General features: G+C 50.0%; 22 protein-coding genes. 3 read left to right on the top strand and 19 right to left on the bottom strand.

Annotated features, from left to right (window positions below; genetic code table 11):
* Window positions 1–9 precede the first annotated feature (9 nt).
* The 4 genes from ACFPOF_RS10330 to ACFPOF_RS10315 all read right to left on the bottom strand — a co-directional run bounded on the left by ACFPOF_RS10330 (window position 10) and on the right by ACFPOF_RS10315 (window position 6,180).
* Window positions 10–834, bottom strand: a complete 825-nt coding sequence (locus tag ACFPOF_RS10330) for an SPL family radical SAM protein (RefSeq protein ID WP_378132186.1) — start codon at window positions 832–834, stop codon at window positions 10–12.
* A gap of 110 nt (window positions 835–944) precedes the next feature.
* On the bottom strand, window positions 945–2,648 hold the full coding sequence (locus ACFPOF_RS10325) for a type 2 periplasmic-binding domain-containing protein (RefSeq protein ID WP_378132184.1): 1,704 nt from the start codon (window positions 2,646–2,648) through the stop codon (window positions 945–947).
* 108 nt (window positions 2,649–2,756) lie between these two features.
* Window positions 2,757–4,367 (bottom strand): response regulator transcription factor, encoded by a 1,611-nt coding sequence (locus ACFPOF_RS10320; RefSeq protein ID WP_378132182.1) that lies wholly within the window; start codon window positions 4,365–4,367, stop codon window positions 2,757–2,759.
* The gene (locus ACFPOF_RS10315) at window positions 4,348–6,180 is read right to left on the bottom strand and encodes a sensor histidine kinase (protein WP_378132180.1); all 1,833 of its coding nucleotides are present in this window, start codon (window positions 6,178–6,180) and stop codon (window positions 4,348–4,350) included. Before ACFPOF_RS10315 ends, ACFPOF_RS10320 begins: the two co-directional genes overlap by 20 nt.
* 144 nt (window positions 6,181–6,324) lie before the next feature.
* Here ACFPOF_RS10315 and ACFPOF_RS10310 point away from each other — a divergent pair, with 144 nt between their 5' ends.
* Both ACFPOF_RS10310 and ACFPOF_RS10305 read left to right on the top strand, forming a co-directional pair.
* On the top strand, window positions 6,325–7,275 hold the full coding sequence (locus ACFPOF_RS10310) for an ABC transporter permease (RefSeq protein ID WP_378132178.1): 951 nt from the start codon (window positions 6,325–6,327) through the stop codon (window positions 7,273–7,275).
* A 15-nt stretch (window positions 7,276–7,290) separates the two neighbouring features.
* The gene (locus ACFPOF_RS10305; RefSeq protein ID WP_378132176.1) at window positions 7,291–8,163 is read left to right on the top strand and encodes a carbohydrate ABC transporter permease; all 873 of its coding nucleotides are present in this window, start codon (window positions 7,291–7,293) and stop codon (window positions 8,161–8,163) included.
* A 331-nt stretch (window positions 8,164–8,494) separates the two neighbouring features.
* On the opposite strand, the gene ACFPOF_RS10300 is transcribed toward ACFPOF_RS10305, so the two are convergent.
* The 4 genes from ACFPOF_RS10300 to ACFPOF_RS10285 all read right to left on the bottom strand — a co-directional run bounded on the left by ACFPOF_RS10300 (window position 8,495) and on the right by ACFPOF_RS10285 (window position 12,476).
* Window positions 8,495–9,103: a DUF402 domain-containing protein gene (locus ACFPOF_RS10300; RefSeq protein ID WP_378132174.1), complete on the bottom strand. Its 609-nt coding sequence runs from the start codon at window positions 9,101–9,103 to the stop codon at window positions 8,495–8,497.
* 22 nt (window positions 9,104–9,125) lie between these two features.
* Window positions 9,126–9,662 carry a 3'-5' exonuclease gene (locus ACFPOF_RS10295; RefSeq protein ID WP_378132172.1) on the bottom strand — a complete coding sequence of 179 codons (537 nt, stop codon included), beginning with the start codon at window positions 9,660–9,662 and terminating at the stop codon, window positions 9,126–9,128.
* Between the two features lie 34 nt (window positions 9,663–9,696).
* Window positions 9,697–10,152, bottom strand: a complete 456-nt coding sequence (locus tag ACFPOF_RS10290) for a macro domain-containing protein (protein ID WP_378132170.1) — start codon at window positions 10,150–10,152, stop codon at window positions 9,697–9,699.
* Window positions 10,153–10,673: 521 nt separating this feature from the next.
* Window positions 10,674–12,476 (bottom strand): flagellin N-terminal helical domain-containing protein, encoded by a 1,803-nt coding sequence (locus ACFPOF_RS10285; RefSeq protein WP_378132168.1) that lies wholly within the window; start codon window positions 12,474–12,476, stop codon window positions 10,674–10,676.
* Between the two features lie 289 nt (window positions 12,477–12,765).
* On the opposite strand from ACFPOF_RS10285, the gene ACFPOF_RS10280 reads away from it, so the two are divergent.
* Window positions 12,766–14,877: a sulfatase-like hydrolase/transferase gene (locus ACFPOF_RS10280; RefSeq protein WP_378132166.1), complete on the top strand. Its 2,112-nt coding sequence runs from the start codon at window positions 12,766–12,768 to the stop codon at window positions 14,875–14,877.
* Window positions 14,878–15,027: 150 nt separating this feature from the next.
* Here ACFPOF_RS10280 and ACFPOF_RS10275 read toward each other — a convergent pair whose 3' ends face one another.
* From ACFPOF_RS10275 to ACFPOF_RS10225, 11 genes are all read right to left on the bottom strand, one after another.
* Window positions 15,028–15,483, bottom strand: coding sequence for a GNAT family N-acetyltransferase (locus tag ACFPOF_RS10275; protein WP_378132164.1), 456 nt, complete (start codon window positions 15,481–15,483; stop codon window positions 15,028–15,030).
* Window positions 15,480–15,839, bottom strand: coding sequence for a hypothetical protein (locus ACFPOF_RS10270; protein ID WP_378132162.1), 360 nt, complete (start codon window positions 15,837–15,839; stop codon window positions 15,480–15,482). Before ACFPOF_RS10270 ends, ACFPOF_RS10275 begins: the two co-directional genes overlap by 4 nt.
* A 121-nt stretch (window positions 15,840–15,960) precedes the next feature.
* Window positions 15,961–17,121 carry an N-acetylglucosamine-6-phosphate deacetylase gene (nagA, locus tag ACFPOF_RS10265; protein ID WP_378132321.1) on the bottom strand — a complete coding sequence of 387 codons (1,161 nt, stop codon included), beginning with the start codon at window positions 17,119–17,121 and terminating at the stop codon, window positions 15,961–15,963.
* Window positions 17,122–17,161: 40 nt separating this feature from the next.
* Window positions 17,162–17,710 carry an SGNH/GDSL hydrolase family protein gene (locus tag ACFPOF_RS10260; protein ID WP_378132160.1) on the bottom strand — a complete coding sequence of 183 codons (549 nt, stop codon included), beginning with the start codon at window positions 17,708–17,710 and terminating at the stop codon, window positions 17,162–17,164.
* A 19-nt stretch (window positions 17,711–17,729) separates the two neighbouring features.
* Window positions 17,730–19,013, bottom strand: a complete 1,284-nt coding sequence (locus ACFPOF_RS10255) for a neutral/alkaline non-lysosomal ceramidase N-terminal domain-containing protein (RefSeq protein ID WP_378132158.1) — start codon at window positions 19,011–19,013, stop codon at window positions 17,730–17,732.
* A gap of 4 nt (window positions 19,014–19,017) precedes the next feature.
* Window positions 19,018–20,013 carry a Gfo/Idh/MocA family protein gene (locus ACFPOF_RS10250; protein ID WP_378132156.1) on the bottom strand — a complete coding sequence of 332 codons (996 nt, stop codon included), beginning with the start codon at window positions 20,011–20,013 and terminating at the stop codon, window positions 19,018–19,020.
* Between the two features lie 40 nt (window positions 20,014–20,053).
* On the bottom strand, window positions 20,054–21,046 hold the full coding sequence (locus ACFPOF_RS10245; protein ID WP_378132154.1) for a Gfo/Idh/MocA family protein: 993 nt from the start codon (window positions 21,044–21,046) through the stop codon (window positions 20,054–20,056).
* Window positions 21,036–22,247 (bottom strand): DegT/DnrJ/EryC1/StrS family aminotransferase, encoded by a 1,212-nt coding sequence (locus tag ACFPOF_RS10240; protein WP_378132152.1) that lies wholly within the window; start codon window positions 22,245–22,247, stop codon window positions 21,036–21,038. The genes ACFPOF_RS10245 and ACFPOF_RS10240 overlap by 11 nt, the downstream gene beginning before the upstream one ends.
* 92 nt (window positions 22,248–22,339) lie before the next feature.
* Window positions 22,340–23,206: a carbohydrate ABC transporter permease gene (locus ACFPOF_RS10235; protein WP_378132150.1), complete on the bottom strand. Its 867-nt coding sequence runs from the start codon at window positions 23,204–23,206 to the stop codon at window positions 22,340–22,342.
* A 17-nt stretch (window positions 23,207–23,223) separates the two neighbouring features.
* Window positions 23,224–24,150, bottom strand: a complete 927-nt coding sequence (locus ACFPOF_RS10230) for an ABC transporter permease (protein ID WP_378132148.1) — start codon at window positions 24,148–24,150, stop codon at window positions 23,224–23,226.
* 88 nt (window positions 24,151–24,238) lie between these two features.
* Entirely contained in the window at window positions 24,239–25,930 is a 1,692-nt protein-coding gene (locus tag ACFPOF_RS10225; protein ID WP_378132146.1) for a type 2 periplasmic-binding domain-containing protein, read from the bottom strand.
* Between the last annotated feature and the right edge of the window lie 228 nt (window positions 25,931–26,158).

Below are 26,158 nucleotides of genomic sequence, written 5' to 3'. Positions count from 1 at the left end.
TGCTAGCTGTTAGCGCACCGGAGGCGCGAAGCCGTCTGCACCGGCGCCCACCGCCTCTCTGCCGATTAGCTTGACCAACGCATTCAACAACTTATCCGCAACGGATGGATCGTACCACTCGATCCATCCGTTTTTGTTATGCAGCTCCTTCATGCCAAGTGCCGCGCTTCGCTTGCCCCCGCTGCCGTCCCCGCGGAAATAATCGTCAACGACGATTCGCGGCGCAACATCCGCCAGTTTCTCTGCGAACGCAGGTGTATGCGGCAATATCGGAGATACCGCGACTTGCGTGTCGATGCCGGCTTCGCGAAGCTGGCGCAAAACTCGCCATCTCGCCGCAAGCGGCGGCGAAGAAGGCGCGATAATCCGCCGGACATCCTCTCTGTCCGTCTCCACCGTCATGCTGACGCGGACGCGATCGCCCAAACGGCTCAGCACGTCAATGTCCCGCGAGACAAGAGGGCTTCTCGTCTGGAGCAACACGAATGTCGGCGGCTCAGCCACCATCTCTTCCAGCAAAGCGCGAGTCACGCCGGCGTCCGCTTCAAGAGGCTGATATGGATCGGTCGCCGTCGAGAAAAACACGGTAACCGGCCCCTTTCCCTTCTCCCGCTTCAGTTCCGCGCGAAGCTTACCCGGATCGGCCTTTTTTCGATCAACCCACGTGCCCCACGGTTCACCGCGGAACAGCCCGATCGGCATTCGCCGCACATAACAATAAGAACAGCCAAACGTACAGCCGACGTACGGATTCAACGAATGCGAATAGCCTTGAAGATATCCGCCTGTCGGTGTCAGCCACCGGCCTGTACCGCTCATGTTCGCACCAACCATTGCCGAAGCGTATCCCTCACCATTATCGATCCCGCCCTTCCTTAGGCATTTATTATAACAAAAGAAGCTCCCCGGCAATTGGGGAACTTCTTTTGTTTTGTTGCTGTCTCTTACTTCGCGCTCGTTACAGACTTGAACCAATCGTTCACTTCTTTCGTCACCTGGTCGCCGCCATTGGCTTTCCAGCTTGCTACGAATTGGTCGAACGCATCAACCGGCAGTTTGCCGTAGATGATTTTGTTAAACGTCTCTTGCTCGGATTGGCGAAGCAAGTTCCATTTGGAAACCATCGTCGGCGTCGCCGCGCCCGTAAGGTAGTTTTGTTTGCGGATGTCGATCTGCGACATAACCACCTTCGCTGCATACCAGTTTTCCGGCTTACGGAATTCCGCAAGCTGCTTCTCGTAAGGCGTCTCTGGCTTCGCACCGTCAGCCAGCTTCACGAGCGTTTTCATGTACAGATCCGGAATGCGAGCCGGGCCGGTAATGAACGGGAAGTCGTTGTTAAAATCTTTGATTTTGCCTTTGTCGCTTGTCGGCTTGCCGTCGATCATATCCCAGTCGTAGCCTTGAGCGAAGCCGTATTCGTATTTGCTGCCGACGGCCGGGTTCGCCAAATTATCCAGCAAATAGTTGTAATACAAAATGATCGCTTCCGGATGTTTGGCGTCTTTGTTGATCATAAAGCTGCTGTTAACGCCGGAGTTCTGCCACTTCGTGCCCATCTTGCCGTCAGGTCCGGCAGGTACCGGATACGCCTTGAATTTCGAGCCTGCGACGTTCTTGAGCAAGTCCGGAGCCGGCCAGTCCGGCACCCAGTTCGCGCCAGGAAGCACGCCCGCGTTGCCCTTCGTCCAAAGCTCGGCGGACTTGCCCTCATCCCACAGCGCGGAGTCCGGATGAATGTAACCTTTGTTCATCCATTCCTGCAGCTTGGCGAGCGCTTGTTTCACGCCCGGATTGACGGAACCGTATTCCAGGTTGCCGTTCGCGTCCTTGTTCCACTGTTCTTCGACAGAACCGTAAGCGCCGAACAACCAGTCAAGACCGCCCATCCACGTGTTCGTGTTGTTTTTCAAGGAAATCGCGAGCGGATATACATCTTTCGGCTTTAATCCGTCCGGGTTATGGTTTTTGAACTGATCCATAACGTTCTCAAGATCGGCGATCGTCTTCGGGGCTTGAAGGTTCAGCTTCTCCATCCAATCTTCGCGAAGCCAGAGCAATGTATCATCGTTGTCCGTGTATTCCATGATCGGAAGGTTCCATTTCTTGCCGTCCTTCGTGAACGGATACCACAGCTCAGGGTGTTGCGCGGCGTGATCTTTCCAAGTCTTGTTCGCGTACTTGTCGAACAGCTCGTCGATCGGAATGAATTGACCGGACTCGATCAATTGGTTCGTCAATACGGGATCGGTCGGCACCATGACGAAATCCGGAAGTTTCTCGCCGGAAGAGATCGCCAGTTGCAACTTCTGCTTGTACTGGTCGCCGCCTGCCGGGTACCACGTGTCTTTGTATTTCAAGCCCAATTGTTCAAGCATCCAACGGTCGTGGACGTTGTTCTCTTTCGTATCGCCGTTTGTATATTTCTTCGGCATGATAATCGTGCTGATCTCGATCGGCGGATCGTACTTGCCTCGTGCGAATACGGCATCTGCCGAATTCGGATCGGCTGGAGCTGTGCTGCTTGCCGCCGGCTCGCTGCCGGAAGCTGCCGGCGAAGCGTTGTCTTTGTCGTTCGAACTGCAAGCGGTAAGTGCGACGGTTGCCGCAAGCGACAGCATGAGCCAAGGTTTTCTGGCATTTCTCATGTTCGTTATCCCCCTACGGTGTTTGTTTGCTACATGTGTAACTGTACCAACTAGGCGTGGGAGGCATCTATATGACTTTGTTAGTTTCGATAGGAGTCTGTCATGCGTTTACTGTCCGTCCCGGAACTCCTGCGGCGTAACGTTATACTGCTTCTTGAACACTTTGATGAAATACGCCGGGTCCAGATAACCGACTTCCGCGCTGATCTCATACACCTTCTTATCCGTCGTCCGTAGCAGTCTGCAGGCACGTTCCATGCGAAGGGCGGCGATGTAGTCGCTAATCCCTTCGCCTGTTTCGATCTTGTAAATTTTGGACAAATGCGTCGGATGAAGGTTCACATGGTCCGCCAACGCCCTCAGCGATACATCGAGATGGAGGTTCGCTTCCGCATACGCCTGGATTTTGCTCACATACGACGAGCGAATATCTTTCACTTCGCTGGATGTTCCCGCTTTCAGCTTCTCCAGAACGCTAAGCGCCCATTTCCGCAGCTTGCCGATCGACTCGAACGCTTCCCCGCTTCTCATCGCCTCCAGATCTTCGCCGATAAGCGAAACGAGCGTCTTGCCGCCTCGATGCGCAGCGTACGCGAATGCCGAAGCGATCGCATACCCGGCCTCCATGCAGTGCTCCCAAGATTCGGACCAGATCTCGTCGAGCTCCGCGCATACGGCGGCAATCTTCTGCTCGGCAGCATCCCAGCGCCCGGCATCTAGCAAACCGATAAGCGTTGGCGGCATATACAGCGCGTCGAGCGGTCGCTGCTGCGCTTGGCCGCGAGCAACGCTCGCCCGCATGACGAACTCTTTCTCATCGCCGACGATTTGCCTGAAGTAGTCGACCGCTTCGCGGTAACGAACAGGCAGCTCGTCCGGGAAACGGAAACGATCGGCGATGACGACGGACAACGAGCCTTTCAGAAATTGCTTTGCCTTCGCCTCCAATTGCATGGCGAGCTTCTCCAGCAGCGCGTCCGTTCCACCTTCGCGTTTCTTCTCGCCGTTCGGTTGGAGAAGGAACGCCAAGTAGCCGTGATCCTCCTTCACTCCCCACACGCTCGCATATTCCCCAAAAATCTCTTCGGCCATGTTCATAACCGCATATTCCATGAGCTGCTGACCGTTATTCTTGTACTGTCCGAACTCTTCCTCCATCCGAACGAGCAGCATCGCGCATTCTCCTTCGCGGAACGGCAAATCATAGCTCTCTAGCTTACGTTCCCACTCAGCAGAAGACAACCGCTGCCCCCGCAAGCCATCAAGAAGCAGCTGACTGCGCAGCACGGGCAAATTCTCCCGAAGCGTGTACAACGTTCGCTCCAGCGACCCCACGCTTTCCCATTCTTTATTCAGCTCGTCGACCGCTGCCTGCACGGCGCCGAATAGCTCCGGATCGGTCGGAGGCTTGAGCAAGTAATCGGCCGCATGATGTTTCAACGCCTGCTTCGCATATTCGAAATCGGAGTGCCCCGACAAAATGATACACTTGATCCGTTTATCCTTTTCCCGGATGCGCTCGATCAATTCCAGACCCGACATCTCCGGCATCAAAATGTCCGAAATGACGATATCGATCGGATTCGTCTCGATGATTTGAAGCGCCTCCCTAGCGGAATACGCTTTGTGCACTTGCTCAATGCCGAACTTATGCCAAGGTTTCGTCATGGACAAGTTGTCCACCCAATGCGCCTCGTCGTCAACGATTATCATCTGCATGCCGATTGTCCCCCAACTTTGTATTGTCCTGACGCGATTCGCCAGTCTCGCTCTGCCATATGATTTCCGCGCGGAAGCCGCCGAACGGGGACGACGCGAATCTTAAATGCGAACTTTCCCCGAACAGGTTAACGACCCTCTGGTTCGTATTCCATAACCCGCAGCCCATCTCATCCCGAAGCGGCTCGAGCATCGTCCGATTCAGCTTCTCAAGCTCAGTTTCCGGCAAACCTGGTCCATCGTCGTCGATCGTCACGATACGGCTTCCGCCCTCCATTGTGCCTTTGATCGTAATACGGCCGGACGAATACGTTTTGCCGACGCCATGCATGACCGCGTTCTCGACAAGCGGCTGCAGCAGCAACCGCGGCACATGCTCCGACAGCATCTCTTTCGGTATGTCGATCTCGTAATGAATTCTGCCGTTGCGCAGCTTCTGAATATCCAAATAGTTAACGATGAGCTTGATTTCCTCGTCCAGCGTTGCCGTCTCCCGCTCCATTCGCGTCGTATAACGGTAATAGGCGCTCAAATTGTACGCCATGGTGACAACCGCTTCTTCGTCTTTCATCTGCGCCATGTTAATAATATAACCGAGGCAATTATACAAGAAGTGCGGGTTGATCTGCGCCTGCAATTGCTTTAAATTCGCCTCCCGTGCACGCAGCTTCTCGTTCAGCACGTTCTCGATCAGCTCCTGGATTTGCCGCGACATATCGTTGAAACGGTGGAACAGAAACGAGAATTCATTATTCGTATTCGCCTGGATACGGACGGCGAAATCACCTCGTTGCACGCTCTGCAATCCTTTGATCAGTTTGCGAATCGGACGTTGCACGTTCCTGTACAGCAGCACCGAAGCGGAGAAACCGATGACAAGCAGCAAAATCGCCGACGAATAGAACAAGTTGCGGCTGAACGACATCGGACCAAGCAAATGCCCGAGCGGCACGTAATCGACCAAGTACCAATCAAGCTGCGGAGAGCGGACCGCGCTCGCCAAATAACTTTTGCCGTCAAGTTTGACCACCTTCTGCATCGAATCGCCAATCGTTTCCCGATCGAGAAACGCGACCAACTCATAGGTCAGCGGCTTGGAAGCCGTGCTGTTCAATATCGGCGAATCCCCTTTGTGATAAAACAGCGGATCGCCTTGTCCCCCTGCCTTGTACGCATCGAGCATGTTCTGGATATTCTCGTGACCGAATTTCGCGACAACGACCAGATTGCTGCCTGTGAGCACCCCTTGCTGACCATACGAATCGGCGTAGAACCGATAAAATGCTTTCGCAGTTCCAGGAGCCACAGCCTTCCCGTCGCCATACGTCCACTTGCCCGTCATGTTCTTTTTCAAATACTCATTGTCGTATTCAACCGCCGTCTCGAAATTCGACAGCGCTTCTTTGTTCTGCTGCGAGAACACCGCGTATCGGACCGGCCATATGTTTGTCAAACCCGACTGCAGCCGCATTTTTTCTTCGATGACATACCTCGTCTGCATTTTGTCGTAGCGGTCTTCCCAGATGTTAAGGCCGTTGAACTTCTGCACGTTCGGGTCCTTCGAGAACGTCATGACGAAATCCATCGCCTGCGTAATTCTCGAATCGATCTGACTCGACAAGAACGAAAGCTGCTTCATATTCGATACTTTCAGTTCCTTACCGATGACGTCGAACGCAACGTTGTTGGCATATGTGAACAGAAAGAGAACCGGAACGAACAGGACGAGAATGAGTGCATTCATTTTCGTAAAAAAACTGAAACCAGCTTTGTATTTATTTTTGACGTAGTCGATGCTTCTCCCCAGCTTCATCGTTTTTCCCTCCGAATGTCATCCCTAACAAAACCCTATCGATCCTAACAAAGTCATATAGTTCGGTTTGAGCCCTTGTTTTACTATTAATAGCAGGGATCGACGCGTTATACAAATGAGATTTTTTAGGAACGGGAGAGAGCGATGGACGCAAATACCGCAGTACAACCGACAATCAAGGCTCCGCCGCGCGCGAAAAGAAAATTCGGCAACAAGCAATCGTGGATGCTTCATCTCATGGTGCTGCCCGCCGCGCTGGCTGTGTTCATCTTCAGTTACGTCCCGATGGCAGGCATCGTCATGGCATTCCAGGATTATAAGCCGGCGCTTGGCTTTACCGGCTCCCATTGGGTCGGGCTCAAGCATTTCCGCTACATGTTCGAGAACGATTATTTCGTCCATATCATTTGGAATACATTGCTCTTCGCAGGCTCGAAAATCGTGCTGAATCTGATCATTCCGTTCGTCTTCGCGCTCATGTTGAACGAAGTCAGGAAAATGGGCTACAAAAGAGCGATTCAGACGCTCGTGTACTTGCCGCACTTCCTGAGCTGGGTGACGCTGTCGGGCATCCTGATCGACGTGCTTGCGCAAACGGGTCTTGTTAATCAATTTTTGTCGCATGTATTCGGCATCAAGCCGATCTTCTTCCTAGGGGACGGCACTTGGTTCCGGCTCACGATCGTATTCAGCGATGTGTGGAAGGAATTCGGCTTCAACACGATCATTTTCCTGGCGGCGCTGGCCGGCATTAATCCGAGCCTGTACGAAGCCGCGGAAGTCGACGGAGCAAGCCGTTGGAAGCAAACGTTATATATTACCATTCCTTCGCTCGTGCCCATCGCAATGGTCGTCGTGACGCTGGCGCTCGGCAACGTGCTGAATGCCAACTTCGACCAAGTGTTTAACCTGTACAGTCCGATGATTTACCGTCAAGGCGACATCATCGATACGTTCGTCTACCGCGAAGGCCTTCTAAGCGGCCAGTTCAGCTTCGCGACGGCGGTCGGCTTGTTCAAGTCGATGATCAGCCTCCTGCTGATTATCACTTCCTATCGGCTCGCAGGTCGCTTCGGCGGCTACCGCATCTTCTAGAAAGGGAGTCCTCGCATGTATCATAAAACATTGCCTTATCGACTATTCACCGTTTTCAATAACGCACTGCTCGGCCTCATCGCGATCGGCTGCCTGCTGCCGATGTTCCATCTGCTCATGGTATCGCTCAGTTCGACCGCGCCAGCCAACGCCGGGCTCGTTACATTCTGGCCCAAAGGCTTCACGTTAGAGGCATATTCCAAAACGTTCGGCAACGCGAACTTCCTTTCGTCGCTATGGGTATCCGTCAAACGGACCGTATTCGGCACGGGACTCGCCCTGCTCGTTAACACCGCCGCCGCTTACGCATTGTCCAAAGACGCGCGTATCTTCCGCGGGCGCACCGTGTATATGTGGTATTTCGTGTTCACGATGCTGTTTACCGGCGGCCTCGTCCCCGGTTACGTGTTGATCTTGAAGCTTGGTTTGATGAATACGTTGCTCGCGCTTATCCTGCCTGGTCTTGTCACCGTGTACAACGTCATTTTGCTTCTCAATTTCTTCCGCAACGTGCCGAAGGACCTTGAGGAGGCCGCCTTCATCGACGGCGCAGGTTACCTACGCTCGTTCGTCGCGATTTACTTGCCGATCTCGCTGCCCGCGATCGCGACGATCTCCTTGTTCACGATGGTCGGCCACTGGAACGCTTATTTCGACGGTCTGATCTACATTAAAGAGTCGGAAAATCTTCCGCTGGCCAGCTTCATGCAGACGATCATCGTGCAAGCCGACATGACGAAGTTCGACCCGGCGATGGTCGCCAACATGTCGCAGCGGACGATCCGCGCTTCGCAAATTTTTATCGGCGCTTTACCGATCCTGATCGTCTATCCGTTCCTTCAGCGCTATTTTGTCAAAGGAATTTCTATCGGCGGGGTTAAAGAATAACCGGCATAGTCACGACAAAGGGCTACTCCATTGGAGTAGCCCTTTGTCGTCCTGGCTCGTAAAGCTCAGGTCCATTGCATTACCATAGAAGCGTGTAAATTGAACAAGTTGGTGGAGTTACTGCTTGGCGAAGCTGTCAAACACGGCATTAAAAAAGGGCTGGAGGCCGTTGGCATCAAAGAGGAGAAGCCGCAGCGGACGGGGACAGACATTTTTCTTGATCTCATTTCTCTCGTTATCGCTGGATTGTGTATTTACGGCGCTTATCTTGCCGTAGACACCTATAAAAGCTGGCTCATCTTTGGCGCATGCGTTGTGACGTTAACCTTTGTTACGGTTCGAAGCATCGGGTGTGCTTCTTGGATAGCTTTTGTTCTTTTTTGGGTATGGCTATTGGTCCGTGTCGGGAGCTACTGCAATCACCCCGTTCTTCCCGAATTACAGCAGGTATGAGCTTCTCAATGGCCCCGTCAAAAGGGAATAGATTCTGCTCAATCCGATTTTGTAAGCTCATAAGTTCATGTCTGACCCTAACCATTAATTCAGACGGATAAGCAAATTTAACTGCGTGAATCTCAAACTCATCCTCGTCAACAACTTCCCATGTCCCGTTCTTATAGATCAGATCGATATCCAAGTCAATAAATGATACTACATTGCCGGCCATTCGAGATGGTTCGCAAATATTGCAATAATACTGCGCAATCTTTCCGTCAACAATATCTGCGCTCACTGTAAACCAATCATTGAAGGGAAAAAACTCTATCGTCCAATGATCTACGGTAAATACCTGCCCTTTGGTGTAATGCTTCAGTTTTCTTCCACGGTGGCCAAGAACGAAGATATAATCATCGGATCTCTCAAGTAGTGTGGTATCCCATTCATAATGGCGATGATTGCCGTATTTCAATGATTGAATCTTGACTGGTTCACTATTCATTCTTAAAGTTCCTTTCAATACCTCAACTGAACTCCAATATGTCGAATATCTCCACAAAAATCTTTGCAATATTTCTTGCATCATCAATACCCCTATGATGGGTTCCGATAAGCGGAATATTTAACATTTGCAAAACGCGTTCCATACCTACGCCTTTATCTACCCCAATCGATTTTCCGTGTTGATGTTTAATACTAATATGCTTTCTAAGCCAATCCGTCTTGATATTATGAAGTTCGCAGTCTTTCTTTAATTGGCTCTTGTCATAAAACCCCCATGAGCAAAGCCAGTAGTTATCGTCACCGATCCAACTTTTAAAATTGTGCGCCACCTGAGGAAAACTTTCGGCTTGATCTACATCCGCTTGATTTATCGAAGTAAGTTTTTTGCAGAAGTCAGACAAAATAGGATTAAGCTCAGGTTTAATAAAAGACTGAAATTCGTCAATCATTTCTAGCTTATCATTTATTTTTACGGCGCCAATTTCAATGATTTCATTAGGCTTGGTACGATCGTTTTCCCAACAAGTAGCTTCTAAGTCAAAGATAATAAAATTCATTTCATCTAACACTCCTCAAGCAATTATCCTCTCGTCATATCCTATACAAAGTTACTTCATAATCAGAAAACACATCTTGGATCATGGCTTCTACAACATTCCAATCTCCGTTGGCCAATCCGCATCCAATGTTATATGGTAAAGCGATACTTGAGGGCGTTAACTGAGCCTTTGTTTTCAACGTCGTTAGCGCTTTCCTTAGTGCGTCATAGTTCGTATAAATCTGATTGCCACGTCCAAAATGAAGTTGACCGAATAAATTGGCAACGGTCTTTCCATTACTGCATTCAATCAACTGACAGTAACCGAGTAATTCACTTTTGTTAACTGCATGATTGCATTTATCGATGTACAGCTGATATGCCTCTGGGAAGGCAGCTTTAATTGCTTTCGCTATGCCCGAACCCATTACACCTTTGCAGTTCACCTGATGTCCAAGGATATCCTCTGACGCGTAGAGAAGGTCTCCATTGATTACTTGTACGCCCATTTCAAGTTCTCCTATTTACTAATTCAAGGATTTCGATTTGCGCTTTTGTCTCATCATTTTGATCAAGCAACGATCTTAGCTGAATTAATTCGGTTTTAATCTGAGTGTGTTCCATTCGAACAGATTCGACTACGCGGAACTATTTTCCTGCATCTCTGATGAGTTTGAAATGCATATTGATTACCACGACCATTTCGGATTAGACTTTAATCTCCAAACAGAAATAATGAAACAAGCAAAAATCAATGCGAACGTTAATATCACTTGATATCGTAGAACCCGTTGGACAGTGAACGCCACTTTCTGGTGAACCCTATATCGGACGAATGCGACAAGGGCACCCCTCCCGAAATGAAGAAGGTGCTCTAAGTAGCGTCCTGTCATAACTAAAAATCCTCCATTACCTTCGCCTGAGATGTTCCCAAGCGCTGCAAAAGAGGATTCCTGAATTCATAAAATCAAGTGGTGCCGAGAACCGGGGTCGAACCGATACGGTAGAGTCACCTATGTATTTAATCTTATCATCCAAGCAACTTCAAAACACTTTGTGGTATTGTATTAGCCGCGGCTAACATCGCTTGTCCCGCTTCCCCTATAATTTGACTACGTGTAAATTCTATCATTTGCTTCGTCATGTCTGTATCTCTTATCCTTGATTCTGCTGCGGAAAGGTTTTCTGAGCGGTTCATAACGTTGTTCAATGTATGCGCAAAGCGATTTTGATATGCTCCGTAGAGTCCCCTATGCCCTGTCACTGTAGTTAATGCAGTATCCAGCTTCATTAATGATTGTTTAGGATCAGCCGGAGGGTTTACACCTATGTTCGTAATCCCTAAGCCTTCGGCACTAGCATCAAACAGAGGAATCTTGATGAAATCATTTCCTGTATCTCCTGTTTGAATCCTAATTTTGGGCGGTTCGAAATCAATGTCGCGAATGTTCGTGACCGTTGTCGTTTCGATATGCTGTGCTTTATCCCAATCGGTTGTACGTTCATAAACATCCATATTCAATGAGAAAGACCCGTACTTGAATCCAATAGTCAAGCTCTGCCCTGCATTTAACGTAAGATCCCAATCAAAGTTAATTTGCGGCTGCCCCGAAGCGGGAACAGAAATTGAAAGGTCTGTAGGTGCGAGTATTCCTAGCGCATCATCGAACTCAATTGTCGCATTCGCAATGTCTCCAGCAATTTGGAACTGGTTTCCGGACGGAGGGTTAATTATGTTATTCCCTACATTCAATTGATTTCCTAAAGCATCTGAGACCACTGCATTCGATGGAGGGTCGAGTAAACTACTCAATTTCACATTGGCATCTACCGCATCAAGATTTGTAATTTCATATTTAATTTCTAATGAGTTGTCAGGCATAACCGTTCTTGATCTTGTTATGCTAAGATTAGTTCCTGGAAAGGTAAAAAATTCAACAGCTGGGTTAGCATCTGTCCCTGTCCTAGACGTATACTCTAACGCTCGCGTAGAACCATTGACATCCAAGTTCTCGATCAACTGCCCGTATAGATTGGGAAAGTATTTAGGAGCTAATGGTGTATAATTGGCGTTAACTGTATACCATGCGGCAGGCTTCAAATACTCAGGGTCATACGAAACAGAAAGGGACTCATAAGTTTCAGTATGCGTGTCTGTTACGGTTGTCGTATCCACATTTACATTGTAATCGTTGTATCCTGTTTCTCCAGTCGGAAGCATAATTTCAGTAATACTTCCCGAATTGGAACTCGAATTCGTCGTAACCGTTGTATCTTCAGTTTTAATCAAATGTCTTGGTATATCTGCTGTACCGATTGGGTGCAACTCAATTTGTGTATACCCAGACGCAGTCACAGGGTCGCTTGTCGTAAGTGTTGTTGACGTGCTAGAACGATCTGCGAATACTTGATAATCATTGCGATTAAGCAGATTGATGGTATTAAAGCTCGTCCCCTCCGCAATCGAAGAAATAGCGCCATTAAGCTGCTTAATCTCCAAATCTATCATTTGTTTATCGGAATCCGAATAGGTACCGTTCATGCCCTGAATGATAAGTTCTCTTTGCCGTTGGATAATATCGGTAATCCCTTGGTAGCCACCTTCGGCAGTTTGAACTACTGAAATTCCATCTTGAATATTTCTGCTTGCCTGATTTAGCCCTCTTATTTGTCCCCGCATCTTTTCTGATATCGCCAAACCAGCCGCATCATCGGCAGCACGATTTATTCCTAGTCCAGACGAAAGCTTTTCCATAGACTTTGCTTTCTTATCATTGTTTGTTCGCAGGTTATTACTTGCATTAATACCTAATATATTCGTTCTTATATTCATCACGATACCTCGATAGGGAAATAATTCCGTTCCATACAATCTCTATCGGATAATTACGAGTAGTTCTTTAGACTTATCTTCATCTATATATACGAATTTATTATCGTCCAATGATCTACGGCTATTTCAAGTGAGCATCTTTACCCAGCAGAATGCTGCTTCTGACGAACAACTCACCATGATATAATAATAAAGTGGGTTTTACACTACGATAATAAACCGCCTAACAAAACGCTTACACCCATATTTTGTGAGCGGTTTTTTTAATTCTGCATATGGGAGACACCTAATGAGAATTGAATGGCATACGGCCGCGCGCTATTGCGCAACAAGATATTCCTTGCCGCTGGTATCCGTCTGGCTCGTGTTGTTGATGGAGTTTTTGACTAGGGATTCGTTATCCGAAACGTGGTCCTGGGGGGTTCATAGATTCGAGCAATTGTTTTTTAACACTGTTATCGTCTTTATTCTTCTGCTTGTCTTTACGGCACTTACCGGCAGAACCCGCTGGGCGTTCTGGCTCATTTCCGCTCCCCTTCTGTTACTCAGTCTCGTTAGCGGCATCAAGCAACGTATCCTAGGCGTCCCGCTACTTCCGATGGATTTTTTTCTGACAAGCGAAACATCGGAAATGACGCAGTATATCAAACATATTTTCACAGTTTCCGACATCTGTGGCATCGTTGTCTTCATTGCCGGCGGCTATTGCCTGTTGCATAAACTGCCGCATCAGAATCCACAAGCTACATGGCGCGAACGCTCCGCAATGGCGGTTACCGCGGCACTTCTTTTTTTCTTCGTCTGTTCCGATCAGCCTTTCTCTCTCAAGCAAGTCGCAGGCATCGACAATATATCTTGGAACCAAACCGAGAACGTCCGAACGAACGGCTTTGCCTTGTCTGCCATCTTGAACTTGAAGCATTTATCTGTCAAACAATTAAACGGATACAACGGAAAAACAATAGACAACATCCTTTCCCAAACGGACATAACGACGAACGTCCCCACTGACGGCGGCGGCATCAAGCCGAACATCATCGTCGTGCTGAGTGAGTCGTTCTTCGATGAGACGACACTTCCGGGCCTCACCTTCAGCCGCGACCCGCTGCCGTTTTTTCACGAGCTGCAAAAGAAATATACCCACGGTACATTTCTCTCCCCCCAGTTCGGGGGCGGGACTGCCAACGTGGAATTCGAGGTGCTGACAGGCAATTCGATGCGTTTCATGGAGCAAGGCTCGATTCCGTATAACCAATACATCAACCATCCGGTCGATTCGCTTGCCAGCATTACAGCTCGCCAAGGCTACAGGTCGACAGCGATCAGCCCATTCTACAACTGGTTTTTCAACTCGCGCAATGTCTATAGAAATCTGGGTTTTGGGAATTTCCAGAGTATTGAGTTTTTTAATCCGGTATATGAGGGGCCTTATATTGCCGACAGCGAAGTCGCGAATATGATCATCAGCGAAAGCGAGAAAGACGCACGCCCTCACTTCATTTTTGCCAACACAATGGAAAATCACTTTCATTATTATCCCGGAAAATTCAAGACCAACACGATACACATCCAAGCGAACGTATCCCGTCAATCGATCGGTTTGCTCGAAACGTATGCCCACGGACTTTCCGACGCCGATAAAATGTTGCAAACGCTCGTCGAGCATTTCAACCGTACGAAAGAGCCGACCATCATCCTTTTTTTCGGTGATCACAAAGCCGCGCTGGGCGACAATTACAAAGTATACCGCGAAACAAAATATATTAGCGACAAAGACGATCCGAACTTCCTGGAGAAAATGTACACGACACCGTTCGTCGTCTGGAACAATTACTTGCCTGAACACAAAGACGAACTGTACATGAGCCCATCTTTTATCGGTCCGTATCTGTTAAACTTGGCCAAGTTGAAAGGCTCGTATTACACGGATTATGTTGGCGAGCTGTACAAGAAAATTCCTGTCATTCCGCCGAAGAACATGTACGCCGCCATGAACATCAAGGAAGAGGATCTGAAACAATACGAGTATTTGCAATACGATATTATGTTCGGCGATCGCCACGGCTACAAAGAGATCGAGGATAAAATCATCAATCCCAACTATTCGCTCGGCAGCGGTCCCATGTCCGTCACTAGCCTTTCGCCTGCCTCTGCGTACGTTGGAGAAGCCAACATAAAACTGACCGTAACCGGACAAAATTTTTCCCACGGTAGCGTTGTCTACATCGACGACAAAGCGTTCCCGACAACGTACGTCAGCGAAACGGAATTGTCTGCCGATCTGCCCGCAAGCCTGTTCGCCAATGACGGATCACATAACGTCGATCTTCGGGTAATCGATAACAAAAATAATATCATTATGCAGTCGAACGTCATGAAGCTGGAAGTAACGAAAAAATAAACAACGCGGCGTTTGTTCGCTCGAATTCATTCTCTATTCGAGCGGACACACGTGTCCGTCATAGCCGACATACTGTTCGATTGTTAGATTTCCCTCTAACCGTGAATCTGCAATCTGCACCTTCCGGATAGTCATCACGCTAGTATACCCTTACAGTTGAAGTTCCATCGGATCATTGCAAAGAGAGTATCCGTTCCGCTCGTAAAACTCTCTACTCTCCTCGCTCGGCCATACGATGATGAACTCAAATTTATTTGCCGTCGACCACTCTTGAATTGTTTTGAGCAGTTGGCTACCGATACCTCTTGACCGATAATCAGGATCGGTATAAACATTGGTCATATAGGCAAATGGATATGTGATTCTGCCTGGCCGTGGCACTTTATCAATCAATTGGATGTAGATATGAGATGCAATGATTCCGTCAACCTCTGCAACCCAAATGTGCCAACGTTCACCGCGTATTGCCTGTTCAAGGAAAGCTCGGCATTCCGTTTCGAATAGATCGTAATCATCTTGCACGTCTGGATGGTGCTCAAGAGTGAATTCCCATCGCATAAGGATCAGCGAGGTTATATCTCCCTCAGTAGCCTTCCTGATGTTCATAAATCTCCTCCAGAATCATCCCTGAAATGAAAGTGTTCGTGATGAATTCCATCCATACCGATCAGCTTGCCGCTCTTCTTGTGATAATAGGGAAACATCCGATTGACGGGTAACCTTAGAAGTTGATAATTCATATCTTGCGGCAATGTATCCAGTTCTTCTAAGGCTCTTTCGTACGAACTAAAGAGTCCTATTGGAAAGAAGTTGGGAAAGCCCCCGTCACCTTCTGACACGAAGATCGCCCACACGTACTCCTCTATCATATTTTGAGCCTCTCCCACTTCATCAAGCCAGCGAGAAGCAAACCGGCCCGATGCAATGTGCATATATACTACTACAATGTAATATTTTAGCATTCGAGTCGCCTCATGACTAGCTTAGGCAAGCCGAAAGCAATTAGCTGTAAAACGTGGCATAGAAAAAAAAGCCCCTCTCCTATGGTGAAGTAGAGGCGCTAATCTAATCTTATAGTTGAGTTCAAATATTCTTCCCGCGAACCCACACCGTTTGAAGCTCTAATTGCGGCGATAGAAGCAGCACGTTGGCTAATTTGCCTTCCTCGAGACTTCCCATCCATCGTTCGAGACCTAGAAGTCGAGCGGGGTTGCCGCTCGCATAGCGGCTCACTTGACCGATGTCCAGCCCGACGGTCTCAATCATGTATCGACATGCATCGATCATCGTCAGCGTGCTCCCTGCCAAATTGCCTCCGTGTTTCAAGCGGGAAACCGCGTCCTTCACTACAACATCATGCCCCGCCAAATGGTATTCCCCGTCTGCCATCCCGGTTGCCGCGATTGCATCGGTCACAAGTATAAACCGATCTGGCCCTTTAAGCTTAGCCAGTAATCGGATACAGGCAGGGTGAACGTGATGTCCGTCTGCGATAATTTCAGCACTGATGCGCGCATCATCGAGAATGGCGCCGACGGTACCCGGCTCGCGGTGATGAATCCCTTTCATCGCATTGAAAGTATGCACCGCATGGCACAAACCTTGCTCGGTCGCTTCGATGATTTGGTCGTATGAAGCATTCGTGTGACCACAAGCAGCAACGATGCCGTGCTCGTTAAGCCAGCCGATCAACGAATGTGCGCCGTCAAGTTCCGGAGCGAGTGTGAGCATCCGGATCGTATTAGGGTGCTCCCTCGTCCAACCTTCGAGCCAATCGCGCCGAGGCAATACGATATATCTCGGATCCTGAGCGCCGGACTGAGCCGGACTAATGAACGGGCCTTCGAGATGCACACCGAGCAGTTCGGCATTGTGCGTATCTTTGTTTTGATACGATTTTGCGAAGCGGACTACTCGCTTTATAGCTTCAGGCGAAGCCGTTACCGTCGTGGCCAACAAACCCGTTGTACCGTGTCTACGGTGAAATCGGGTAATCGCGTCGAACGATTCGTCGTTCGCCTCCATGAAATCGCGGCCGTCTCCGCCGTGAACATGCACATCGATAAAACCGGGCACAACCCATCCGCCATTCGCGTCGATCCTGACAAGCGAATGTCCGTCCTGAAATTGCTCATCAGGAAAATTCGCGTCCTTGCCGACGTATGCGATATGTTCGCCCCGCCAGGCGATCGTTCCGGACTCGATGATTCCTTCGCGTTCCGTTAAGATTTTACCGTTATGAATAACGGTTATCGAATCGTCCGCATTTCTGTCGATCCCGTCCTTATAAATAAGGCAGCACCGCCTTCGCGACGGCTTCGGCGCAAGCTTCGCTTCCTTGCGGCGTTAAATGTAGATGATCTTCGCCGATATAGGCGCCCAGGTCTTGCTTGATGATCGCGTTCAGATCGTTGATCGCGACATTCTCCGACCGCATCAGGGCCAGGATCGTTTCGTTGTATTTGTCGATCTCCGGATTGTCGCAGTTGACGTTGTTCGGGCTAACGGGTGTCGTCGTCGCCCAAATGATGGATGCGCCCGATCGTTTCAGACGATCGAGAATTTGCCTAATCGTCCTGACGTATTCCTCAAGAGAGGTGAAGACGCCGTGTTCCGTAGAGTGATGATAGACATCCCAGATGCCATTATTCCAATGAATGACATCAGGCTTGCCATGGGTCTCGATCCAGACGTCCGCATACCATAACGTATATTTCGCGAACCTTCCGTTATCCTCCGGGCCGACAACTTCGGCGATTCCCGACAATTTTGTCTGAACCAGGGGCATGTAGGCGATACGAATTGAGTCTCCCAGCAGCAAAACTTTTTTCATTACGCACCCTCCCTCGCGATCACGTGGCGTCGCAGAACTCGCGCGCGACAACGTCCAGTACCTCCCGCAATACGCCTTCGGCCTCAGGAGCGAATGGAGCCGGCAAGCCGAAATAATAGGTAGAGTCGATCGGCTCGTATCCGCCCTCCTCCAACTGCCTGGCCGTCGGGATATATCCAATCATTCCGTCGCTGTATGCTAGCGGAACGACCGCTTTATTGGATGCCGATTTGAGATGCAAGCCGTATGCGACGACGACTTCCGCGTTCATAGCCAGCACAGAGAAGCCTTCGGCCAGAGCTAGTCCCGTCATCTCGAGAGGCATGCTCGCGGGGAGTCCTTCCTGCCTGGAAAGCAGTTTGCGGCTCCACTCGCCCATTACGCCCGGTTCGTCCACCAGAGATTCCAAATATTCGCGTTCCGGCAACCCTTGCAGCGGCAATGCGACTCTCATCCGCATAGCTCGGAGATTAACGGAGCCTACGGGGCTCATGGCTTCTACCAGCACCTTGTTCACGTCGTTGGCCAACCGATGTCCAAGCATGACAACCTGCTCGTCCCCGCCCATATCTCCGTCATGAGGGTTGATATCCCCGCAGGCCCCCTGCAAGTAGGCGCAGATCGCGCCATTCCCTATCGATTGCTCCAGTTCCTCCATCGCAACTCCGGTGAACTCCGAGGAAATCAGGTTGTCCGCCGTCACGACCGGATGGCACGTATAATGAACGAGCACCGCCTTGGTCCGTTTGTCGAGCGCCGATTTATAGCGAAGCACAGTCAGCTCATGGTCTACCGGACCATTCGAATTGGAGGCGATTTGTACTCCGTCGTCGGCCGCGCTCCTTCGATTGACTGCAATGTCGCAAACGCCGCGCCCGACCTCTACCGTGACCGGCTCCATGTCGGACATCGCAGCTTTAACACCTTGCAGCACCGTTGTCTCGAGTTCCGCAATGTAGGAGAGGTCTATGCTGCCGCCGTATTCAGAGAAACCGTCCCAAATTTGCGGACCCGAATGCGTATGCGTGCCATGAAGAATAACGGTTTCGACGTGGCAGAGCTCACGTATGCGTTGCTTCAACCCGTCGACCATCTGGTTTCCCCACCAGAGCAGATCAGCGCTGACCAGCACGGCCGATGTCGACTTCCCGCTCGCATCACTGTGCTCTAAACAAAAAATTCTCGCGTACAACGGATGCGAAATCCCTTGAAAACCGCCCAAGCCCAGTCTGGAAGCAAACCCTCCAAGGGGAATAGGCTGGTTAGGCGTTATGTTTACTTTGGCTGTTCCCATCAACAGCATCTTCTTAACTCCTCTCCATGGACACAGGTACGCCAAGCCGCGCCGATTCGTACGCTGCGAGCGCCACAGCCGCGGCAGCCAAGCCGTCTTCACCAGTTATCGTGGCCGGAGTGCCCAACCTGATCGATTGGACAAAATCCTCGATCAAATCTTTGTCCGGGTTATCCCCCCAATAGCTCCATTCGGCTCGCGCGTTTTCGTCGCAATATAATTCATTTTTCTGCGCATAGACATCGATGCTGAGCATGCCGTTCGTTCCGATAATTTCCATAGCTACGTCACCTTGCATGGGGAAGGATTTACCTCTCGACCAACTGGTGTCCAGAACAGTCTTCTGCCCGCCTCGGAACGTAACGTGTACAAGCCCCGCGTCTTCAACAGTCAGCTCGTCGTAAAACAACCGTCCCATCTCCGCGTAAACAACGTCAGGTTCGTCTTCAAGAATCCAGCGCATCAAATCCATTACATGCACGGTATGATCAAGAACGGCACCTCCCCCCGATAGGGAAGGATCAACAAACCAACTCCCGGGCATCGTCCCACGGTTGGTCCCTTTGATTGCAAGGACGGTGCCAATTTCGCCGCGCTCCACAGTCAATTTCGCTTCGCGAACCGCCGGAAAATAGCGGCAAGGAAACGCCGTCATTAACTGGACTCCCGCCTCCCGGCAAGCTCGAACCATGTCGTTCATATCCTTCATTGTTGTGCCTAAGGGCTTCTCGCATAATACATGTTTTCCCCATTGTGCCGCGGCGATCGTCCATTCCGCGTGTCGAACGTTCTCCGAGCAGATAATAACCGCGTTGATGTCCGATGACAGCAGCGCGTCAAGCGTATCATAGACGGTCAATCCGGGCGGCCCAAGTACGGTCGCCGCGCGGTGCGAGTCCTCGTCCCATCCTCCCAAGACGCGGACATCGCTCCGCTCAAGCAGCACACTCAAATAACTGTGAACATGGGGATGGGCGAAACCGATGATTCCGATGTTTACGATATCCAATGAACGAACCTCCCTTCGAACGATCCCGATCCTAGAACAGCTATAGCTTTTGCGGAAGTCCTGTTCTCGCCGAACGCCCGGCCGCCAGAGCGATTTCGACGGCGCGGCTGGCATCCTCGGCCGATACGACCGGTTCGATGCCTGCTCGGATACATGCGATAAAATGCTCGATTTCTGCTTCATACGGATCCTTGCGCAGCAGAAAACTCGGAATATGCACGCCTTCTTCCGCTGTTCTTTGAGATTCGGTTTGCCGAACAATCAGAGGCTGCCCGTGTTGGTTGCTGCAACGTATAACGCCCGATTGTCCGGCCAGCTCCGCTTCGGCAAGGAACGGTCCCGGGTATCCCCAATGCGCATCCAGATTCACGATGGCGCCGCTATCGAATCGCAAAGTCGCATTCGCGTATTCGATGCCAGGGGCGGTCGTTAATGACGCGTAAACGCTTCTTACTTCTCCCAGCGTCCACCGCATGAAATCAATGTCGTGAATCATCAAGTCGAACAAGACTCCGCCGCTCATTTCTTCATTTTTGAACCAACTTTCTGAAGGCGGATGCAAGCTAGCTCTTCTCGCATGGCCGACTCCGATCTTCCCGATCTTCCCGTTCCGGATGTGATTACGCAAGTTCCGGTACTCGGGGGAAAAACGAAGCACGTGCCCAACCAACAATCGCGTTCCATATCGCTCGCTTGCCCGTATCATCGCTTCCGTATCTTCCAATGTTAGCGCCATCGGCTTTTCGCAAATAACGTGTTTGCCTCTTTCGGCCGCTTGAACCGCATATTGTCGATGCAAATAAGTAGGAAGCGTAATGCACACGACATCGATATCCGCTTCCTCCAGCAACTCTTCATACGACGCGAACAGTCGGGTTCCGAAGCCGGCGGCCGCGTCGATCGCATTTTCCGATCGACGCGCATAAAAACCGGCGAGCTTGACATCGTCCAATCGGGTCAAAACCGACGCATACAACTTTCCCATCGTCCCGCAGCCTGCGACAGCAACCCTCAAGCTTCGTTCATTCGACATACGAACGGATAACCTTCTCCAAAGCTTCGGCGATATCGTACATGGCTTGTTCCTCGGAAAGCAGTACGTTCTGGCTAAGCATCAACGCTTCGGCCGCGCACAATCTTTCGCAGACGGGGCAATCGTAAACCCGCTCTTCCCCGAGCCAGTCTTTCGTCGCGCTAAGCACAGCATTCGTGCGGTTCAATGGCACATAACCGTAAAACACCGGGACGCCTTCCGCATTCACCCTACGGATAAACTCTTCCTTGTTCGCCTTCGCAGCGAAATCAGGCGATAACTTAAATAAATACACATGGTTCGCATGCCTCGTGATGCGAGGGTCTTGCTTGAGCAGGGAAATCCCTTCAACCCCGCTCAGCAACCGATTCAGCAGGGCGACGTTAGCTTCGCGGCGTTGCATTTGCTCTTCGAGCCGTGTCATCTGTGCGAGCAATAACGCGGCCTGAATGTCGGTCATCCGATAATTTTGGCCTAACACCTCGTGTTGGTACCAGCCTCCGTCCGGAATACGTCCGACGTTGCAGATCGACCACGCGGCGCTCCACAACGATTTCTCATTCATTAATACAATGCCGCCTTCGCCGGCGTTCAGGTTTTTGCTGGATTGAAAGCTGAACGTCCCCAAATCGCCTATTGCGCCAACGCCTTTGCCTTCCCACTGCGCGCCTACAGCCTGTGCGGCATCCTCGATCAACGCGAGATTATGCTTGCGCGCAATTTCCAGCAGACGCGTCATGTTGGCCGGCGCCCCGGCCACATGTACGGCTATAATCGCTTTAGTTTTCGACGTAATCGCCGCTTCCACCTTGTCCGGATCGATTAGCAGCGTATCTTCTTCAATATCGGCAAATACGGGAATCGCTCCGAAAGCAAGCGCAGCAGTAGCGGTCGCGATGAACGTATAAGGAGGAACGATCACCTCGTCGCCGGGCTTTACGCCTGCCGCCTGAAGCGCAACCGTGATCGCCACCGTGCCGTTCACGCAGCTGACGCCGTAATTGGCGTCTTGATACTTCGCGAACTCCCGTTCAAACCGAGGGATATACGGTTCCTCTCCGTTAAATGTTCCCCCTACGCCTCCCCATTTGCCGGAATTTAACACGTTAAGCAGCGTTTGCTGCTCCAATTCGTCGAAAATCGGCCACTTCGCGAAAGGTTTCGTCCGTACAGGCGTGCCTCCATTGATTGCCAAGCTCATATGATCAATTCCTTTCTATTGTCCATAAGCTCTTCCCGAGCTCGGTCAGATTGATGAATTTCCGATGGATTCAGCCTCATCCAAGTCAGGTTCTAGCCCTTGACCGCGCCTACGATAATGCCGTGAATGAAAAATCTCTGCAGAAATGGATAGATAAGAACAACCGGCAAAATAGTGACGATGGCCGCGGCCATTTCATTTGCTCGATAATTCACCAAGGTATCCCTTCCGAACAATTGAAATGGATCGAAAGTACGGGTCAGAACGCCCCTCAACCAGAATTGCAGCGTTGATTTCTTCATATCTGATATAAACAGCAGCACATTAAACCACTCGTTCCAGAACGTTACCGCGCTGAAGATGACGAATGCGGCTACCATCGGACTAATAACGGGAAAGATGATGCGGAACAATATCACAAGATCGCTTGCGCCATCCATCTCCGCCGATTCTCCAAGTTCTGCCGGCACATTCGCAATCGAGTTTCTGAAAATAATGATATAAAACACATTCACTACAACCGGAAGAATAAGCGCCCAATACGTTTCGCCCAGTTGCAAATTTTGAACCATCAAGTAAAAAGGAATCAGACCTCCTGTAAAGTACATTGGAATGAGGTAGAAGTTCATCAATACTTTACCGCCAACCATATGCTTGCTCGCCAAGGCATACCCGGCTGCCAGTGCCAGCACAATAGTGAGCAAGGTATTGACCAGTGTCAAGAAGATCGTATTGCCGAGAGTGGCCAGAAAGTATTTGTTGGTCAGGATCAATTCATAGCTCGCCGTATTGAACCCTTTAGGCCAAAACCGCACTTCTCCATTGCTTACGGATTGGAAATCGCTGAACGATATGGCGATCGCATTGGCGAAAGGGAACAATATGAGGAGTGTGAATGCCCCGAAAGCTGCGTAATTAAACACCTCAAAAAGGAGACGCGATTTCGATCTGTAATGCATTCCTATCCCCTCCGTTCCTAGTACAACCCTAACCCGACGATCTTTTTGGACAATCGGTTCGAAACAATCAGCAAGGTGAAGCCAAGCACGCTCTGTACGAACCCGATGGCGGTCGTCAGGCTGAACTGCGATTGCTGCAAGCCGACATGGTATACATAAGTGCTGATAACTTCGGAAGTGTCGTAAACAAACGTGTTCTGCAAATTGAATATGCGATCGAAGCCGACGAAAAAAATGGTGGAAATTTTCAGCAAAAACATGAGTACAATGATCGGCAGCATACCTGGCAGAGTAACATGAATCACTTTTTGAAATCTGGAAGCGCCGTCAATTGAAGCCGCCTCGTAAAGATCACTGGGAATGCCAGAAATGGTGGCGAAATAGAGAATCGCGCTAAACCCGACACTCTTCCAAATATCGATTACTACAGCCAATGGCACGAACAACTGCTTCTCGCCCCAGAAATCAATCGGGTCGATGCCGAATAGAGAATTCAGCATGCCGTTCACTACACCGCTCGAGTCCTTCTCGAGCAGCAGCTGCATAAGACCGGCGACGACAACCCAAGAGAGAAAGTGCGGCAAATAGGAGATCGTCTGCATGGTCAGCTTGAAGCGCTTGCTCATTAATTCATTGGCCAATATCGCAAAGAGGATTGGCGCAGTGAATCCGAACAAAATATCGTAAATGCTGATTTTAAGCGTGTTCTTCAACACTGTATGGAATGTCTCGTCATTCAGGAAATAGATGAAATGCTTAAGCCCTACCCATTCACTGCCTTTGACCCCTGCATACAGAGAATAGTCTTGAAAGGAAATGATGATGCCGTACATGGGAATGTAGTTGAACAGCACCAAGAGAATAACCGACGGAAGCGCAAGCGCATACAACCCCCATACTCGCTTCGTCATCTTCTTTTTCTTTCCCGAGGCATTTGTGGTCATCTCCAAGGAACGCCTCCTTCCCTCCATCATCTCGAGGAAGCCACAGGAGCGCGTTGAAACGCGCTGCCCGTAGCTGCCGATTGTATCCTTACCAGTTAACTGACTTGACGCCCCACTTCTCGAGCTGCGCCTTATGCTCGTTCATATATTTCGTGTAGGCTTCCGCGATAAAGCCATATTTTTTCTTGTACTCTTCTACTTTCTTATCAAACTGGTCCATGGAGATTTTGCCGGTAATCGCTTCGACCGTAGCCCCGCTCAGGAAGATGTCAGATTCGGTCAGCTTCAACTTGACTTCGTCAAGCGTCGTATAAGGGAAGACCGCAAACAAATTCACGCCGGCTTCTTCCGCCATATCGGCAGCGTACTTCAGACTGCCTTTGGACAAATCGAAGTCTTCCTGGCCGAGGACCTGTACCTGCTGCGCTTCCTTGGACTCCTGTCCGGCGAGAAAACCGCGCACGATCGACAGTTGAACCGACCAATATCGGTTCGGATCCTGCAACTTCTTGGCATCCGGAATTCTTTTTCCGTCCTTGACGACGTATTCCGAGCCCTCCTTGCCCCAGAATAGCGCTTCATTCAGTTGATCGGATGCGAATCCTTCGAGAACTTTCCATGCACGTTCCGGGTGCTTGCTGCTGCTGGAAATAAACATACCGTGCCAGATGATCGGAGATTGCTTCGGAAAATACGTATATTTGGGATCCTTCACAACGGACGGGTAGCTGGCAAGCGGAGGCGCGAACGCGATCCGGGAGCGGAAGGACGTATCCGTGGCCGTCCCTTTGCTTGCCTTGTGATACGCGGCAAGCGGCAGCAATTGATCTGCCGTATCGTTAACGAGCAGCGTGTCTTTGTCCAGATGCGAGAACCAGGCGGTCCAATCGTTCGTTGCAAAATCCTTGTCCAGAATGCCTTCCTTGTAAAGCTGTCTGTACAACTCGACCGCCGCGCGATATTCCGGAAGAACAAACGTGCTGAGCACCTGTCCATCCTGCACCCTGAACTCGTTCGGTCTCGCGCCATACCACTGGAAGAAGCCTTGACCATATTGAAATATTTTACCGCTCTGCGGATCGGCCCAAGCTGACAACGGAATGGCATCCGGATTAGCTGCTTTGATTTTCCTCAGCACCTCCACATAACCTTCGACCGTGTCCGGAAACTTGCCGCCATTAAACTTGTCGAGGAGATCCATCCGCACGTAGTTGCCTCCGCCTTGCGGCAGATCCTTGCCAGCGGCCATCGGAAGCCGATAGTAATGGCCATTGTAACTCGCCATATCCATCATCTCCGGCGTGATCCACTTCTGAATTTCGGGCGAATTATCGTAGAACTTCTTCAAATCGATAAACGCGCCCTTGGACGCCGCCTCGTTGACGGGATCGACGACACTGGTGTGCAAAATATCCGGCAGTTTGTTAGAGGCCAGCAACAATTGCTGCTTGGTCGAGGTTTCGCTATTCTTGTTAACCGTCAATTTCAAGTTTACGTTCGCGTAATCTTTGACAATATTAATAAATTCATTGTTGCTCGGATCAACGCCTTCCGGATACGTCAATCCGGAATCGGTCATGACCATGGTCAGGTCGAGTTTCTGATCCGCTGTCGAATCTGGATTCCCGCTTGAGCTGCTCGCGGACGAGGAAGGAGACGAGGGTTGGACGGAACCTGAATCGCTTGCATTTCCTTTCTCGTTCCCTTTGCTGCACCCCGCCATGACTAACGCGAATACGAACATCGATACTACGATTGCGCTCAACGCTCTGTTTCTCATGCTAATCCTCCCTGTTCATTTTGTGAAAAACGTCGCGTCACTGATGTCATTTCTTGCAAGTCTCCCCCTTAGATCGCGTCATCGGGGTAATCATACTATATCGAGACATGCACAATCGGCCATTTTTTTCTCCAACAAGTCAAAACTTGATCTTGGCAATGATATCCCACAAAATAATTAAACGCTTTCATTCGATCATTTAAAGGCATTATAATCACAGTTAAAAGC

The organism is Cohnella soli, assembly GCF_042655525.1.
Classification (GTDB): domain Bacteria; phylum Bacillota; class Bacilli; order Paenibacillales; family Paenibacillaceae; genus Cohnella; species Cohnella soli.
The sequence above is the reverse complement of the archived record's forward strand: the minus strand, read 5'-3'. Positions and strand labels throughout refer to the sequence as shown.